10 protein-coding genes are annotated in these 17,133 nt (G+C 40.8%); 2 read left to right on the top strand and 8 right to left on the bottom strand.

Annotated features, from left to right (window positions below; all coding sequences use genetic code 11):
• Window positions 1-27 precede the first annotated feature (27 nt).
• The gene (locus IQ13_RS05785; RefSeq protein WP_144885164.1) at window positions 28-7,125 is read left to right on the top strand and encodes a beta strand repeat-containing protein; all 7,098 of its coding nucleotides are present in this window, start codon (window positions 28-30) and stop codon (window positions 7,123-7,125) included.
• 31 nt (window positions 7,126-7,156) lie between these two features.
• On the opposite strand, the gene IQ13_RS05780 is transcribed toward IQ13_RS05785, so the two are convergent.
• From IQ13_RS05780 to IQ13_RS05765, 4 genes are all read right to left on the bottom strand, one after another.
• Window positions 7,157-7,777, bottom strand: a complete 621-nt coding sequence (locus tag IQ13_RS05780) for a Zn-dependent protease (protein WP_144885163.1) — start codon at window positions 7,775-7,777, stop codon at window positions 7,157-7,159.
• A gap of 14 nt (window positions 7,778-7,791) precedes the next feature.
• Complete coding sequence (locus IQ13_RS05775; protein WP_144885162.1) at window positions 7,792-8,826, bottom strand: LIC11966 family surface protein; 1,035 nt, start codon at window positions 8,824-8,826, stop codon at window positions 7,792-7,794.
• A gap of 18 nt (window positions 8,827-8,844) precedes the next feature.
• The gene (locus IQ13_RS05770) at window positions 8,845-10,914 is read right to left on the bottom strand and encodes a S41 family peptidase (protein ID WP_158637326.1); all 2,070 of its coding nucleotides are present in this window, start codon (window positions 10,912-10,914) and stop codon (window positions 8,845-8,847) included.
• Between the two features lie 118 nt (window positions 10,915-11,032).
• Window positions 11,033-13,051, bottom strand: a complete 2,019-nt coding sequence (locus tag IQ13_RS05765; RefSeq protein ID WP_199758195.1) for an alpha-ketoacid dehydrogenase subunit alpha/beta — start codon at window positions 13,049-13,051, stop codon at window positions 11,033-11,035.
• A 112-nt stretch (window positions 13,052-13,163) separates the two neighbouring features.
• Here IQ13_RS05765 and IQ13_RS05760 point away from each other — a divergent pair, with 112 nt between their 5' ends.
• Window positions 13,164-13,523: a T9SS type A sorting domain-containing protein gene (locus IQ13_RS05760; RefSeq protein ID WP_144885159.1), complete on the top strand. Its 360-nt coding sequence runs from the start codon at window positions 13,164-13,166 to the stop codon at window positions 13,521-13,523.
• Window position 13,524: 1 nt separating this feature from the next.
• Here IQ13_RS05760 and IQ13_RS05755 read toward each other — a convergent pair whose 3' ends face one another.
• The 4 genes from IQ13_RS05755 to IQ13_RS05740 all read right to left on the bottom strand — a co-directional run bounded on the left by IQ13_RS05755 (window position 13,525) and on the right by IQ13_RS05740 (window position 17,066).
• Window positions 13,525-13,884, bottom strand: coding sequence for a phage holin family protein (locus IQ13_RS05755; RefSeq protein WP_144885158.1), 360 nt, complete (start codon window positions 13,882-13,884; stop codon window positions 13,525-13,527).
• A gap of 77 nt (window positions 13,885-13,961) precedes the next feature.
• The gene (locus IQ13_RS05750) at window positions 13,962-14,360 is read right to left on the bottom strand and encodes a GxxExxY protein (RefSeq protein WP_144885157.1); all 399 of its coding nucleotides are present in this window, start codon (window positions 14,358-14,360) and stop codon (window positions 13,962-13,964) included.
• A 119-nt stretch (window positions 14,361-14,479) separates the two neighbouring features.
• A complete protein-coding gene (locus IQ13_RS05745) occupies window positions 14,480-15,778 on the bottom strand; it encodes a M16 family metallopeptidase (RefSeq protein WP_144885156.1) in 1,299 nt (432 codons plus the stop codon).
• Between the two features lie 49 nt (window positions 15,779-15,827).
• Window positions 15,828-17,066 (bottom strand): M16 family metallopeptidase, encoded by a 1,239-nt coding sequence (locus IQ13_RS05740; protein WP_144885155.1) that lies wholly within the window; start codon window positions 17,064-17,066, stop codon window positions 15,828-15,830.
• Window positions 17,067-17,133: the final 67 nt, after the last annotated feature.

Here is a 17,133-nt window from a genome sequence, read left to right as displayed (position 1 = left end):
ACATTGTATCACCATCAACTGTTTATTATGAGACAAGTTGCACTGTGCTGTGTATTGTTATGTACGTACATAGCTGCATTTCCCCAAAACCCGCTTTTACTAAAAGATGTATCCCCAAGTTCTACAGGCGGAACTATACAGCAAATAGTTAAAACAAGTAACTATACGTTTTTTAACGAAAACGATGGAGGAGCAGCTACAGACAGAAGTTTGTACCGCACCGACGGAACAAGTGCCGGCACGATTAAATTAAATCTCAGCTATCCCGGTTATATAAGTACAAAAGCAGATAAGCTTACAGCGCTGGGAAATAAAATTGTTTTTGCAGGCGATAACATTGCCGGTTATGGCGAAATATGGGCAAGTGATGGCACGCAGGCGGGCACAGTTGCCATTGAACGATTTCAACCTATTGACAACAAAGTTCCTGTTGTGGAAATAAATTCAATGGGTTCTTATACATACTACAGTGTAATTGATAAAGATGCAGGAAACATTAATCGTGCATACTTAAAACGAACTGACGGATCAGCAGCGGGCACTTCACTGGTTTATGATTTCAGCGCTTTTGCCGGCTTACCCCAAGTTGTTTTTCTTACACCGATGAACGGCATTCTTTATTTTATTGTATACGACCAGGGGGGCACCGGTGCAGACCAGTTATGGAGAAGTGATGGTACCAATGCAGGAACATACATGGTCTATAACTTTACTACAGCAAATGCTGTTGCAAGCTTTTTAATGGTGGCCGGAAATAATATTTATGTTATGACTGTTTCACCGGGAGTAGGTAATATCCTTTGGAAGAGTGATGGAACGGCAGCGGGTACAGCACAGGTAAAAACAATACGTACAACTCCGGGTGGTAATAATTATCCCCGCTATTTGGCTATTGGTACCAATCTGTTCTTCGCAGGTTTAGATGGTAATGGTAATGAATTATGGGTAACCGATGGAACAACAGCCGGAACAAATATGGTTGCTGATATTAATCCCGGTGCAGCCGGTTCCAACCCGATTAATTTTACTGCTCTGAATAACACCCTTTATTTTTCTGCAAATAATGGAACAAATGGAGTTGAACTGTGGAAATACAACGGCACTGTTGCTACAATGGTGGAAGATATTTTACCGGGGTCCGGCAGCAGCTCTCCCTCTTTCTTAGTTGAATCCAATGGAACTATTATGTTTCAGGCAACAAATGGTATAACGGGTAACGAATTATGGATCACAGATGGCACTGCTGCGAACACCAAATTAGTTGCAGATATTAATCCAACCGGTTCTTCCTTGCCCAATTTATTAACCCCCGGTAACCCCGTTTATTTTGCAGCTAATGATGGCGTAAATGGCTTTGAAGTATTTAAATATGATAACTCAGGAGGCATACAGAATATAAAAACCAAACTATATGTAAACGATAACAACACCGCAGGCGATGTGTTTGCAACCGCCATTGGTAATAATGCTAATGCAGGAACTGCTGCAGCACCTTATGCAAGTTTACAATATGCAGTATCGCAAGCAACCCCTGGTGCTGTTATTTATGTAGATGCGGGAACCTTCTCTGAACAGGTAATTATTGATAAAGCCGTAACTATTATTGGCGCAGGCCAAACGCTTACCTTTTTTACGCCACCATCTTCTTCATTAGTACCGGCTCCGGGACCCTTTAGCGAAATAGGATTATTTGAAACGACCCAGAATATTGGCGATGTGCACATTTCCGGTCTTTCAATAAACAGTAACAATACTTCACAAAACATTATTATACAAAGTGGAGGCAGCGTAAAGAACTGTACACTTTTAAATGGCAACCAAGGAATCTTTTTCAGAATAGAATCTGCTACAAAAACAGCACTCATTGAAAACAACACGATTCAACCAACAGGTATTGGTATTAATTGTCAGGGAAGCGGATTAACAACTATTATCAGGAACAACAACATCACAAAACCTTCCGGCATGTATTCAGGAATTTTTGCCGGACTTGATTTTGGTCCGCTGCCGCAACTCACTGTTCAAAACAACATTATCAATAATTATTTTGGCGACGGAATGCTTGTATCAAGTTACAATGGCACTTACACATCCAATAGTTTTACCGGTACCGGCTCGTTTGCTATTAACAGAAATGGTAATGGAGGAAATACGCCCACAGCTACTTGTAACTGGTTTGGCTCTGCTGATGCTGGAACTGTAGCATCGAAAATAAATGGAAACTTTATCTATACTCCTTTTCTAACTGACGGAACAGATGCAAGCAGCAATATTGGTTTTCAACCTGCCGTTTCCTGTCCTCCGGGTAACACATGGTATGTAAATAATAACAGTTTAAATGGGGATGTATTTACAACTGCTATTGGTAGTAACGCAAATGCAGGAACACAATCAGCACCATTTGCTACTATACAATATGCAGTAAACGCAGCTGCTGCAAATGATCTTATTTATGTAGATGCGGGAACATATACAGAACAGGTAACCATTACAAAAGGAATTACCATTATAGGTGCAGGCCAAAACCTCACTTCCATTTTAAAGCCCGCTACAACAGTTGCGCCTCCCGGTCCGTTTACTGAACAAGCTGTAATACAGACAGCACAAAATATCGGCGATGTAAACATCAAGGATCTTTCGGTAACGGGTAACCTTGCTTCAGGTGTATCGCCCATCATTATTCAGAGTGGTGGCAGTGTTAGAAATTGCAAACTGCAAGGGGGTAACCAGGGTCTGTTTGTAAGAGTAGACGCTGCTACAAACCCATCAGCAAAAACGTTTGCTGCAGAAGGCAATCAATTTGATGCAGAATATATTGCTTTAAATTTTGAAGGTGCTAATATTACAGGTACAGTAAACAACAACACACTAACTGTTAATAATCCAGGCTTCTCAGCTGGTATGTTTGCCTTTGTTAATCGAATTACTGTAACCAACAACTTATTCAATAAATACATTTCCAGTGGTATACAAATCTCTGCATCCACATCAGCCAGTATTACACAAAATGCATTTACAGGCGCAGGTGCGTTAGCTATTAACAGAACTGGTGGTGCAAATGTTACAGCCAACTGTAACTGGTATGGCGTTACTAATGCAGCATCTGTAATCACCAAAGTAAATGCGGGAGTTAATTACTATCCTTGGTTTATTGATGGAACCGATGCAAGTACCCAACCCGGATTTCAGCATAATGAAACATGCGGAGCAAGCAGCAATGTTTATTTTGTAAATGACAACAGTACCACGGGTGATCTTTTTACAACTGTAGTTGGTAATGATGCGAATGAAGGAACCACCCCCACATCACCATTAGCAACCATTGATGCAGCGCTTACAAAAGCATCACCGGGAGCTACCATTTATGTAGATGCAGGAACTTATTCGGCGCAAAACACAACAATCAGTAAACAGGTTCAAATCATTGGAACAAATTACAATACATCACCCAACAGCTCATCTGATCCTTTGCTGATTAATCCTGTACGTAACACAGAATCCATCATCGACAATTCAACGTGGATAATTGGCGCCGACGGTATAAGTATTACAGGCTTAACCTTTACTCCAACAGGTAATGCTGTTAGCTTAGTTAATACATCTTTTGGAAATATTACGTTGAGCAGAAACCGGTTAAGATTAAACAGCATATTTCCGGCATTCGTTTTAAATGGTGCTGGCACCGGTGCCAGTATTTCTTCGCTTGTTAACTGGAATTTGATTATAAATGAAAACAGATTTGAAAAAGAAGATGCTTCCTTAGGAAATTCAGTGAGAATAAACAAGTTTGGCGGTGTGAATATTTATAATAACTCATTTGTAGTAACAGGCACTACCGAGCGTACACAAAACAGTATAGTAATAGGCAATGCAGGTGTTGTAGCCTACTTAACTATAACGAATAACGTTTTTGATAAGGCAGCAACAGCGTTAAACACAAACAGCTTGGGTTATACAAATATTAATAAGAATACCTTCTCCAACACAGGCTCTGCATTTGTTGGAAATAACAGTTTTGCCGAATCTTCTGATGTTTTGTTTACAAATAATACACTCGATGGAAGTACCGGTATTGTACCTTTTGTGCAGTATACCCGACAGGGCGGCAATGCGGTTGGTGCTACATCATCGTTTAAGGTTGAAGGCAATACCATTTCGGGTACAGCTATTGCAGGTACAACTACTCTGCTGGGCAGCATGAATTTAATTTTTATGAACAGTGTTTTAAACCCGTCACTAACAATTAGAAATAATAAAATCACCTATGCAGGAGATTTAAGTACAGTACCTGCACATCTCATACGTCCCATTATGGTTCGTGGTAACCTGTTAAATGCTATTATTGAGAAAAATGAAATCAATTTAACAGGCTTCAATCAGCAACCAAAAACAGCAGGAATTGATTTGCCTGTAAGCCCGGCTATTACTTTACATCCTGATAACGGAAGTAATTCTTTCCTCCAAAGCGGTTCCGTTGTTAATATTCTCAACAATAAAATCAATGGCTTTAAAAATTCGTTTGCAGTTTATGATGCTACAAATGGCAGAGATACTTATATTGGTTATGGCAATATTTATCCGGGTGTAACTGTAAATGTTAATAATAACAGTTTCACCAGCGACTCGATTTCAATAAACAACGGAACAATTCCTGCTGCCAATGTAATTAACGCATCCTGCAACTGGTACGGTTCTGCAGCTGCACAGGATTTTATTAAGAAGCTTACATTAGCTACTGTTAATATTGTTCCATGGCTTACTAACGGAACTGATACTGACGTAGCAACCGGATTCCAACCAGTACCAAATTCATGTGACGGTTATCCAACCTTAATTACATTAAACAGTTCAACCAATGTAACATGTAATGGCACAGCTAATGGCTCAATAAACATTACCACATCGTACGGCAAAACTCCGTTTACTTATACATGGACAAAAGTTGGCGATGCAACATTTATTTCGAATGCCGAAGATCCAACTGGTCTTGCAGCGGGCACTTACCGTCTGTCAATAACGGATGGTAATGGATCTAACGTTTACATTACGGACCCTGAAGCAAATGGACCAGGTGTAATTGAGGTTACCATTACAGAGCCTGCAACGTTAACCGCAACCGCAAGCGGCTCGAATAATTTATGTTATGGTCAATTAAACGGATCGGCTGCTGTTGTTGCCCAAGGCGGTACGGAACCATATAGCTATAGCTGGAGTAATGGATCTACCGGCGATGCAATCAGCAACCTTGCCGCTGGAACCTATACAGTAACAGTTACCGATGCAAACGGCTGTACAAACACCGCATCATATGAGGTAACACAACCTGCTCTTTTAACTGCATCCATTACAAATAACTCAACAGCTTGTTCTAATAAGGCAACAGTATTGGCCAACGGTGGTACAGCCAATTACACCTACTCTTGGAGTAACGGAGCAACCACTCCATCTATCAGCGATGTACCTGTTGGAACATACACAGTAACTGTTACCGATGCAAACGGATGCACTGCAACAGCCAGCATTTCACTTACTGTAAGTGAGCCTTTTAACCCGTCGGCATCTGTTACAAATGTGAGTTGCTTCAATGGTAATAATGGAATAATTACCATTACAAATGCCAATGGTACTGCGCCATTTACCTTTAGCAAAAATGGTGGCAGTTTTGAACCGGGCAGTTTACCTTACAGCTTTACTAATTTGACTGCAGGTACATATACAATTGCAGTACGTGATGCAAACGGTTGTACCGGCTTTGTTACAAAAACAGTTTTACAACCAACAGCATTAACCGTTTCAGGTACGGTACAAAGCACCTGTTATAATCAAAGTACAGGCAGCATTACTGTAACAGTAAGTGGAGGAACACCTGCATACAGTTACAGCTGGAGCGGACTCAACGGTTCGTTTACTTCAACACAATCAAACATCAGTAATCTTGCTGCGGGTAATTACACACTTACCGTTACCGATAAAAACGGATGTAAGTTCACTTTGCCGTTAGCTGTTACATCACGAGCTGAAATACTTGTAAACGAGATTGTAAACAATGTTACCTGTCGTGGTGCTGCAAATGGTTCTATAAGCGTAAATGCAAGCGGTGGTTCCGGTGGTAGCTTCGGTTATTTATGGAACACGGGAGCAACAACAAACAGTATCAGTAATCTTGCTCCTGGTAATTACAGTGTACGTATAACAGATAACGGAAGCGGTTGCGTGGTAAATAAATCATATACTATTACCCAACCGGCATCGGCACTTTCACTATCAACTGCTAAAACAAATGCAACAGGTTGTAACAGCCTTGGTACCATTACTGCAACAGGCAGTGGCGGAACCGCACCTTATACTTACACAATAAACGGAACACCTATTGGCGCAAATACAATTAAAGGTTTGTATGCAGGTGATTATACTGTTACAGTTACCGATGCCAACGGCTGCTCAGTAAATAAAGTTGTAAGTATAACCGATAATGGAAGCGATGAATACGAAGGCAACAACAGTAAAAACCAGGCAAAGGTAATACCGTTCAGTATGCCTGTATTAGCACGAATAGCGCTCGCAACAGATGCAGCAGACTGGTTTAAGTTTACAACAGGAACTGCCGGTAATTATGTTGTATTTGTTACGCATCCTTCAATCAATTTCACCTACAATCTGTATGCAGCAGGAAATAACACAGCAGCGTTAACGCCTTATCAAACAAATGCATCGGGTAAATGGTATGCATTACCTGCTAATACAACTTACTTCGTTAGTATAACAGGAGGCTTATCGTACAACTGTTATACATTGCTTGTTACACAGGAAGTAAACGGACGCTCTGCACCAATTACAGCTCCTGTACTTAAAGCTACAGAGCCGGAGGTAAGAGTGCTCGGTGCATCTGTTTATCCCAATCCACATCATGGCAACTTTACACTAAACATTGAGTCGCCCGAACAAGGAACAGCAGTTGTTGAAATGTTTACTGTAAACGGACAGAAGCTCAGCGAACGGAAAGTGGATATAGTAAAAGGCAAAGGCAATGCTGTGAAGTATAAGAATATGAATTACGCAATCCTCTTCTACCGGGTTCGAATGGGTACGCATATTGTAACCGGAAAAATTATCAGTCCGAATTAAACGGAGAATAAGAACAGTGCAACGCCCCGGTTTATGCGGGGCGTTTAATTTTTAATTTCTGTTTACAGCTGTTGCATAATCCGGTTATCTCATCCAGTTTCATTTTTGCCTCCGCATCTACCATCGTGCATTGTTGATCGGCACAATGGTCGAGCCAAAAATTATGGCCCATTTCGTGCACTACTACTTTAAATAACCGCTCTCGTATTTGTTGTGCACTCTTTGCTGTTTTCTTTAAACGCCAGGTTGAAACAACACAGGCATTGCCGGGTTTATAACCAAGTCCCATCACACCAAAATCAACATATCCGCTTTTGCTTGTTGATATATCTTCTTTCGTTAGTCCGACAATTGTTATAGCAGAATCGGGCTTTATTTCTTTAAGCCATTTGATTGTTGAATCGGCACGGTAACGGTTGCGGGGTTTGTAATATGTATTTGCCGGAAATTGTTTTGGTTCAGCGATTACAATGCTAACAGGATAAAACTTTTCGATTGAATCTTTTAGAAAGGAAAGTGTAGCTGTATCAGTAAATGCAAGGGGCTGTAAAAGAATAACAGGTTTAGCTTCTTCTTTTGTTTTACTGTATGGCTCTTTGCACGACAGTAAAAGGGAAACGGCTAAACCTGTTACAACTAGTATTCTCATCATACTGCAACAGCAGGTTACTTTTTAAAGTAAGGGGTATGCCTGTCGGCATAGTCCTTATCTGTTTTACTGTAGTTATTGATCAGGTCGTTTTGAGTATCCACCAGGTATTTTGCAGTGGTATTAAAAACTCCAACACCTGCATTCAAGTCATTCACCGCTTTGTTATATTGATCAATATCCTGTTGTGTACGATCTTTTTGCTGTTTGGCGTCGAATGAACGCTTTAGCTTTTCAAAGTTTTCACTCTTAAGCAGAAAGTCAGTCATTTTCGGAACCTCTTTTTCCGACATGCGCTTAAACTGGTTCAATATTGTTTTGCAAACATTACCAAGTGTTGGGTCACCTGCAAAATGTTTTATTGTATCCAACACAGCTAAACCTTCATTCGCATAAGTTATAACGGCATTTCTGGCCTGTTCAATATCGTTTACCTTGTTCGTCTTCATGGCTTTGTTCATTTCGTTCCATTGCCAGTTACATTTAAAAAACAGCAGATAAATTTTATTCCTGTATTCCATAACCTCACCCGCCTTTTTCATTTTTTCCGAAAACTCAGAACTTCCTTCTACCAGCTTTATGTTATTCTTTGCTGCAAAATCTTTAGTTGCCTTCGAACGCTTTTCGCTTGCATCATTTAGTTTTTCTGATGTTTTTTCCTGCAACAGCAGATAGGCCTGCATTTCGTTGAACGACTGTTCAGCAATATCTTCCATGTTCACAATCTTGGCGTAATCTTCACTAAAAACAAGATACAGCAGCTTCAAATAATCGATACTGCTTTGCCACAACGTTTTATCACCTTTGTAAAGCGGTAATGCAATTACTTTATTACGACTATTCTCAATACCCGTTAGTACCTGCTGGCGCATGCGTTCTATTTTCTTTACTCTTCCGCTATGTGCAGCTGTACTTACATACGCCAGGTATTTTTGGTTTGCTTCTTCTTCTGCTTTTTCAATCATATTCATATAAGCAACAGGATCGTCCTGTGCTTGAGCCGAACCAAGTAATGTAAAAGCAACGAGCAGTGTAAGTATTGTTTTTTTCATATGCGTATGTAGTTTGTCTTATTTTATCATTTGTTGCACCAGCTTATAACAGATCTGAATATATGGGTCGGAAGAAATAAATGTTTTCACTTCATTATCCGATTCTGTTAATACGGCGCTTGCCAACAGGCGTTGTTTGCGTAGTTGATGATTATCTACTTTAAATTGCGAAACTGGTTTGTACGATTCAAAGTACTCCGCAAACAGAGTTTGCTTTTGTTTAAATGCAAATACATCTTTAAGCGTAAGTGAAAAACTTGCCGATTGTTCCATTGATTTATACCAGCTTTCAAACTCGCCGATTTTTTTAAAGTAACCCGATGTATCGATAAGCATCCTGGCTGTAGTTTGTAAATCTGCTTTTGTAACACCGGGCAGCGGTTTGTAGTATTTATTTGCTTCAATCGTATTTAAACGAAACGCTGTTGTCTGATCTTTTTCTCTTTCGGCAATCGACTGCAAAAGATCGGGCAAAATAACATCGGGTTCTACACCTTGCTGTTGCGCTGTTTTACCGGTTAGCCGGTACAAAGCCGAAGTTGTTATTTTTAAATAGACATCGGTTTTTTTTGCTTTTGCAGTTTCAAGTGTAATTGTTGTATCGAGCGGTAAAATAATTTGTCCTGTTGCTTTACCGTAAGTAGGTGTACCAACAACCAGCGCCCGGTTATAATCCTGCAAGGCGGCCGAAAATAATTCGGATGCAGAAGCACTGTAACCATTTACCATTACCAACACCGGGCCTGTGAAAATACTTCCGCTGTTTACATCCTTTAATGTCGCCGGCTTTCCTTCTCGCTGTTTGTATTGTGCAACAGGACCGCCATCAATAAAAATACCCGTAAGTTCAATTGCTTCCTGTACAGAACCTCCTCCATTAAAACGAATATCAATAATAAGTCCTTCGATATTTTCTTTTTTCAACTTCACAATTTCTTTTGCTACATCATTGGCGCAACCGTTTAAACCAACAGCTGTATTTTCCCAATCGAAATAAAAATCGGGGATAGAGATATAACCGATCTTTTTAGTACCATTCAATACATAACCCTGCACCAGGTCTTCTTCATCTTCTTCGGTAAGAAAACGCTCTTTGAATAAGGTTACCTGTCTTGTTGTGCCGTCGGGCTTTTTAACAGTCAGCACTAGTTTCTCCGACTTAATTGTTTGCATTAAACTATCAACTGTATTGAAAGGACTACCTACAACTGTTATTGCTGATTGTCCGGGTTGCTGTATGGCAATCATCTGATCGCCTGGATTAATTGCACCACTTTTATAACCAGAGCTGCCGGGTTGTAGCTGCTGTACAAGAATTTTTCCGGTTTCATCTTCATCAAACAACAAACCGAAACGTAACGGTGTTTGCCCTGTTCCTTCATCAAATGCTTCCTTTTCTTCTTCGGGCATATAAACAGTATGCGGATCGTAACAGTTCGCTACCGTATTACAAAACAATGTTGTTAATACATCATCGGCATTTTTCAACTGGCGGGCATATTGCTTTTGTACACTCGTCAACAACCGCTTTCGATAAACAGCTTCAGCACTGTCTGTAAATTTCTTTTGATTAATCCGCTCAGGATTTACGAGGAGAATATCGGTAACAGCATCCAGTATTTCCCACTTAAGTTGCCTGTACAGTTGTTGCTGCCGGGCGGTAAGCGAAACTGCATATTCTGTTTTGCGGGATCGGTTGAGCAGATCGGTTTGCGTAAGCGCAAAAGGTGTTTTACAAATGATTTGAGCAAGAGAATCATTTTGTCGGACACGTCTTTTCCAGATAGCAGTTACAGTTTGCAGAAAATCTGTTTTACCTGCTTTAATCTCTTCATCAAGCTTTTTTTCAAAAGCGTTCAATTGCTGCACATCTTCTGCAAGAAAAACAGAGCCATTTTCATCGGCTGCTTTAATAAATTGCTGAAAGAGTAAACTGCTGAATGCGTCATCGAATGGCCTGGGTTGTACGTGAAACTTTTCGGCCATACGTGTAATCATAAACGCATGCTGCATGGTTGTTTTAAAATTCTGGGCAAGGGTTTGAAGTTGAATAAATAAACCTGCTGCAACTAAAAAAAAGCCTTTCATGAAGGTTGCGTGTTTGCAATGAAAATACTTGAAAAAATCAAATTCTGTCCGGCTCTGTTTCATTATTTAACCGTCGTGCCCAAATGGCTTACAACTGTGTAAAGCAGAGCCTGGAAAACTAATAGCTGATGAGTTTTTGCATCGTTTCATGTAACCTTGCCTTTGCCATAAAATTTTGTTCCAGTTCAATATTAAACGGAATCGGCGTATCCAGCGAAGCACAACGCATTACGGGTGCATCGAGCAATTCAAAACAATGTTCGGCAATCCATGCTGCAATTTCACCACCAATACCGCCGATCAGTGTGTCTTCGTGCAACAATAACACACGACCGGTTCGTTGCACCGCTGCACGAATCGCAGCATAATCCAATGGAGCCAGTGAACGCAAGTCAAGAATATCAATGGAAATTTCAGGATGTTCCGCTGCATAATCTTCGGCCCAATGCACAGCTGCGCCATAGGTAATAATTGCTACTTCATCGCCACTGCGTACATGTCTTGCTTTGCCGATTTCGATTTCGTAATACGCTTCGGGCACAGCACCACTTACCGAACGATACAATGCTTTGTGTTCGAAAAACAAAACAGGGTTGGGATCATTGATGGCAGCAATCAACAAACCTTTTGCATCCATGGGTGTGGATGGATACACGATTTTTAAACCCGGTGTTTTGGTAAACCAAGCTTCATTGCTCTGACTGTGAAACGGACCTGCACCAACGCCGCCACCTGTGGGCATGCGAATCACCACATCTGCATTTTGTCCCCAACGGTAATGCAACTTTGCCAGGTTGTTAACGATTTGATTAAAGCCCACTGTTACAAAATCGGCAAACTGCATTTCCATCAAGCCTTTATAACCTTGCAGACTTAAACCCAACGCCGCACCAACAATTGCACTTTCACAAATAGGTGTATTGCGTACACGCTCTTTGCCAAACTCCTGCACAAAACCTTCGGTAATTTTAAATGCACCGCCATATTCTGCAATATCCTGTCCCATCAATACAAGGTTGGGATGCTGGGTCATGCTTTGATAAAGGGCTTCTTTGATGGCATCGACAAAACGCTTGTCGTGAGTGGTGAGTGGTGAGTGGTGAGTAATGTCTGAATGATCGAGATGCTTTACTGTTGACTGTCGACTGTCGACTACCGACTCCGCAAACAAATCCTCCAACTCTTCTTCCGTATCAATCTCCATCGGTTTTGCCTGGTAAGCAACCTGCAGCTCCTGTTCAATCTTTTCTTTCAGCTCTGCACGAATAGATTCAATACCTGTTTCAGTTAATACAGCTTCGTGCAGCAGATACGATTCGTAATTTTTGATGGGATCTTTTTCTTCCCATATCTCGAACAAATGTTTAGGAACATATTTAGTACCGCTGGCTTCTTCGTGGCCACGCATACGAAACGTCATGCATTCGATGAGGTAGGGTTTCTGATGTTCAATGCTGTACTGACGCACACCTTTGATGGTATCGATTACCGACAGAATATTATTGCCATCGATCTTTACGCCTTCCATACCATAACCTCTTGCACGTTCAACCAAACTTTCGCAACGGTACTGTTCATTGGTTGGGGTACTTAATCCATAACCATTGTTTTCAATAATAAAGATCACCGGCAGATCCCACACGGCAGCTACGTTCAATGCTTCGTGAAAATCGCCTTCGCTGGTACCACCTTCACCGGTAAATGCAAGAGAAATTTTATCGGCTTTTTTTAATTTATTCGCCAACGCCACGCCGTCGGCAATCGCTAACTGCGGACCGAGATGCGAAATCATTCCACACACATGATGCTCCTTACTGCCGAAATGAAAACTGCGTTCACGACCCTTGCTGTAGCCTTCTTTGTTACCCTGCCATTGCATAAAGAGTTTGTGCAACGGCATGCTGCGGGTGGTGAACACACCGAGGTTGCGGTGCAACGGCATGATCCATTCATCCTGCTCCAGCGCCAAGGTTGCACCCACAGCAATGGCTTCCTGGCCAATACCACTAAACCATTTGCTAATTTTTCCCTGCCTGAGCAATAAAAGCATCTTTTCTTCGATTAATCTGGGGTACAGCAGACTTCTGTAAATGCTGATAAGCTCGGCGTTGGATAGATGTTTGCGATCGAAGACCATAACAACAAGCAATATTCTGATGAAATTTCTACTGAAACCAATCGGGTCATCCTGTTCCGTGAATTCGTTTCAGTATAATTTCAGGTGAACAATAAAAACTGATAATCCTAAGATGAAAAACAAAGTTCAGGTTTCGGCCTATTCGGTAAAACATTTTCTGCTATTATTTCTTTTGCTCGGCTTTTCGTTGCAAACACCGGCAGCTGCAACAGCAAACAAAACAACACCTCAACCAAAAGGCGAATTAAAAGTTCGGCAGCGGGGCAGCAACCTGGAGTTCAGCTTTCCACGCACACAACACAAATCAGCTTTAAAACTCATTAATACCAACGGCAGCATGGTGAAAGCGGTAATGATTGATGAAGGGGTGGAATTGTTCAGTTTACAGGCATCGCAATTACCAAAAGGCATTTACCAATGTATTTTAGAAAACAGGGCGCAACGGTTTACAGTAAAACTGTTGCTGCAATAATTTAATTATCGCTTCTTCCTTCTTCTTTCAATACCATTTTGTGTACAATGGAATTAATGATGGACAAACAAATACTGAACAATAGTGCATACCAGAAACCATCTACCACAAAGCCTTTTACAAAGTAGGCATCGAGCAAAATAATACAGGCGTTTATTACAAAAAGAAACAGACCCAATGTAAAAATAGTAGCGGGTAACGTAAACAAAACCAAAATTGGTTTTACCACCGCATCAAGCAATGCCAATACAAATGCTACAGCAATTGCCGTAAAAAAATGATTGATACTGATACCAGGTAATAAATAAGCCAGCAAAAAAGCATTCACAGCAGTGATGAGCACCTTGAGAACAAATTTCATAGTTCAACACAGAGTTGAGGAGGTACAGATTAACACTGAAATTTATTATCCAACCCCCGGTTAAAAATTTTACTGTTTTAAACAGTATCAATTATTCCATTAATTCTTCGTCTTATACCTTCTTTTAACAGAACTACATTAAAATTAATTAATAAACCAAGGCGCTTATCAGCAAGTTTCAAATAAGTAACAAGTTGCGCCTCATGAACAGGTAATAATACTTCTACCGATTTAAGTTCAAGAATTATTTCATTTTCTACCAGAACATCGATAATGAATTGCTTATCGAGCTCTTCGCCTTTGAAATATACCGGTAACGAGACTTGTTTTTCAACCTTCAATCCGGCATCCCTTAACAATTTAAGCAGACAAACTTCATATACAGATTCCATCAAACCCGGACCCAGTTCCCGATGTACCTCAATGGCACTGCCAATAATCGTTTGTGTTATGCTGTTGTAATCTTCAAGCTTCATACAACAAAATACACATCGCAACTTTAATCTCCAATATGGGCACCCTCATCATTCTTTCTCCAACTGTGTTCTCAACATCTCTTCAACTCTGTGTTGAAGATTGTAAGCAAAGCGCACAATTAAACCACCACTAACTCATAAAACTTCTCCGGCTGCAGATATTTATTTGCCAGTTCCTGCAATTCTTTTGCCGAAATCGTTTTGATGATGTTCACCGAATTATAAAAATAGTTTTCATCCAGTCCGTTTAAAATTAAATTTTTCCAACGGCCAATGATATGAAACGGACCATCAAGATCACCAAGAATTGTACCGATGAGATAATTCTTCACCAGTTGCAATTCTTCTTCATCCACCAGTTCATCACGCAGGTCACGCATTTCATTATACACTTCAGTAATGGTTGCTTCACATACATCTCTGCCGGCTTCGGTGCTCACCATCCATGCAGTTGTAGAAATATGGTTGAGGATATAGCTGTGAATACCGTAGGTATAACCTTTTTCTTCACGGATATTACTCATCAAACGTGAGCCAAAGAAACCGCCAAACAACGTATTCAGCACCTGTACTTTTTGAAAGTCGGGGTGATGACGATTCGGGAACGGTTGTGCCAAACGGATAGCACCCTGCACACCTTTCTCATCATTCATGATGCGGTATTTCATTTGCTCAGCCGGCGTTAGCGGATGAACAATACTTGGTATTTCTTTTTTATTCAACGGCAGCTGACCAATCGTGCTGTTGAGCTGTTGCACAAAATCTGCCGGCAATAAACCCGCTGCAAAAATGATGCACTTACCTTCGGTATAATATTGCTTATAGTATGCCTGTAATTGTTCCTGTTGCAGGGCATCATAATCTTCTTTGTTGCTGTACACACCATACGGATGATTTTTACCAAACACATACTCATCAATTAAACGGCCTGCAACAAAATCACATTTCTTCAAATTCACCGTCAACCGCTGCTTCATGTTCTGTCGATAGATATCCAGTTCGTGCTGCGGATAAATGGCATCGGTAATCATTTCGGCAACAACCGGTAAATGCGTTGCTAAATGACGGTTGATGCAATGCAGTACAATATTGGCCGTTTCGTTGTAACAGCCACGTGTAAGGTGCGAACCGTAATAATCGAAATGCTCGTTCAGTTGAAAAGCAGTTTTATTTTTAGTACCGTTCTTGATTAAAAAGTTAGTAGCTGCTGCAATATTATTCTGCTGCTCGTACCAGTTACCTGCGCTGAACACCAGTTCCACACTCATTACTTCCTGTGTGCCTGCATTTACAGCGTATACTTCCACGCCATTATCCAGCACGTATTTTTCATACGGTTTTAACTTCAGTTCAAACTCGGTTGCATCTTTTATAACGGGAGCGATTGTTCTGTTCAATTGTTCGGTTGCTATGCTCATTCGAAATTTCTTGTTTTTAATTTTTTGTTTGCTTCGTGCTGGTGCCTCATTAATTCTTACTCAAATAATACAAGGTGTTACTGTTGCGCTCGTCGAATATTTTCTTGCTTTCGGCCAGTACTTCTTCTGCAGTAATGCTTTGGTATTTGCCCAGTTCTGTATTCATCAGCTCTGCATCGCCCAACAGTTCGTAATAAGCCAGACTGTTTGCACGACTCATCACGCTCATATCTTCAAACAAAATGGTGCTTTCGGTTTTGTTAATCACTTTCTGCAGTTCCTTTTCATCCACCAGCTCCTGCGTCATCTTCTGCACTTCTTCATTCACCGCTGCTTCTGCATCTTCAATCTTTACACCTTTTACCAGTTTGCCCTCAATCGTAAGCAAACCATTATCGATTGAACCGAAATGATAACACTCAATATTACTGAAGAGATTTTTACCTTTCACCAACTGCTCGTACAAACGGCTGCTGGCGCTGCCACCCAATATGTCGGTAATTAAATCGGTAATGTAATAACCACGTTCGAGGCGTGAGGCCATATGCCATGTTTTTACAAATGCATCCAACGGTACATCGGCTTTTACTTCAAGTCTGCGGGCTTCTGTTTGCACCGGTTCTTTCGGAAGTGTACGTACATATTTTTCACCCGCAGGAATAGGACCAAACCATTTTTCTGCAAGCTGTAACACTTTTTCTGTTTCTACATTGCCGGCTACAACCAAAATAGCATTCGACGGTGTATAGTGTTTAAAGAAAAAATTCTTTACATCCTGCAGTTGTGCATCTTCAATATGTTTCAGCTCTTTACCAATCGTCATCCATTTGTAGGGATGTTGTTTGTACGCCATCTCCCGCATTTTGTGCCATACATCGCCATAAGGCTTGTTGAGATAATGTTCTTTAAACTCTTCGCTCACCACTTTGCGTTGCACATCTAAACTTTTTTCACTGAAGGCAAGACTCAGCATACGATCGCTTTCTAACCAAAATGCAGTTTCAAGATTTTCAGCAGGCAACTGACAATAGTAGTTAGTAAGATCGTTGGTGGTGTATGCATTGTTTTCGCCACCGGCCAACTGCAAAGGCTCGTCGTAGTCGGGAATGTTAATGGAGCCGCCAAACATCAAATGCTCAAACAAATGCGCAAAACCTGTTTGGTGTTCATGTTCATCTCTTGCGCCCACATCGTACAACACATTCACCACAGCCATGGGCGTAGCTGCATCTTTATGAATTAATAATCGTAATCCGTTCGATAATGTATAACGTTCAAACTGTACCATAATTTGCTTTTTCTTCTTCACTTAAAAAGAGAGATCACATCTCATACTTTTTCCTGTTAAGGAAAGG

The sequence above is a fragment of the Lacibacter cauensis genome, assembly GCF_007830055.1.
In the GTDB taxonomy this organism is placed as follows: domain Bacteria; phylum Bacteroidota; class Bacteroidia; order Chitinophagales; family Chitinophagaceae; genus Lacibacter; species Lacibacter cauensis.
This window is presented reverse-complemented; position numbering and strand designations above follow the sequence as displayed.

Coding starts and splice junctions, on each gene's coding strand:
- IQ13_RS05785 (WP_144885164.1), top strand. CDS start 28: ATGAGACAAGTTGCACTGTGCTGTGTATTGTTATGTACGTACATAGCT.
- IQ13_RS05780 (WP_144885163.1), bottom strand. CDS start 7,777: ATGATGAGAATACTAGTTGTAACAGGTTTAGCCGTTTCCCTTTTACTG.
- IQ13_RS05775 (WP_144885162.1), bottom strand. CDS start 8,826: ATGAAAAAAACAATACTTACACTGCTCGTTGCTTTTACATTACTTGGT.
- IQ13_RS05770 (WP_158637326.1), bottom strand. CDS start 10,914: ATGAAAGGCTTTTTTTTAGTTGCAGCAGGTTTATTTATTCAACTTCAA.
- IQ13_RS05765 (WP_199758195.1), bottom strand. CDS start 13,051: ATGGTCTTCGATCGCAAACATCTATCCAACGCCGAGCTTATCAGCATT.
- IQ13_RS05760 (WP_144885159.1), top strand. CDS start 13,164: ATGAAAAACAAAGTTCAGGTTTCGGCCTATTCGGTAAAACATTTTCTG.
- IQ13_RS05755 (WP_144885158.1), bottom strand. CDS start 13,884: ATGAAATTTGTTCTCAAGGTGCTCATCACTGCTGTGAATGCTTTTTTG.
- IQ13_RS05750 (WP_144885157.1), bottom strand. CDS start 14,360: ATGAAGCTTGAAGATTACAACAGCATAACACAAACGATTATTGGCAGT.
- IQ13_RS05745 (WP_144885156.1), bottom strand. CDS start 15,778: ATGAGCATAGCAACCGAACAATTGAACAGAACAATCGCTCCCGTTATA.
- IQ13_RS05740 (WP_144885155.1), bottom strand. CDS start 17,066: ATGGTACAGTTTGAACGTTATACATTATCGAACGGATTACGATTATTA.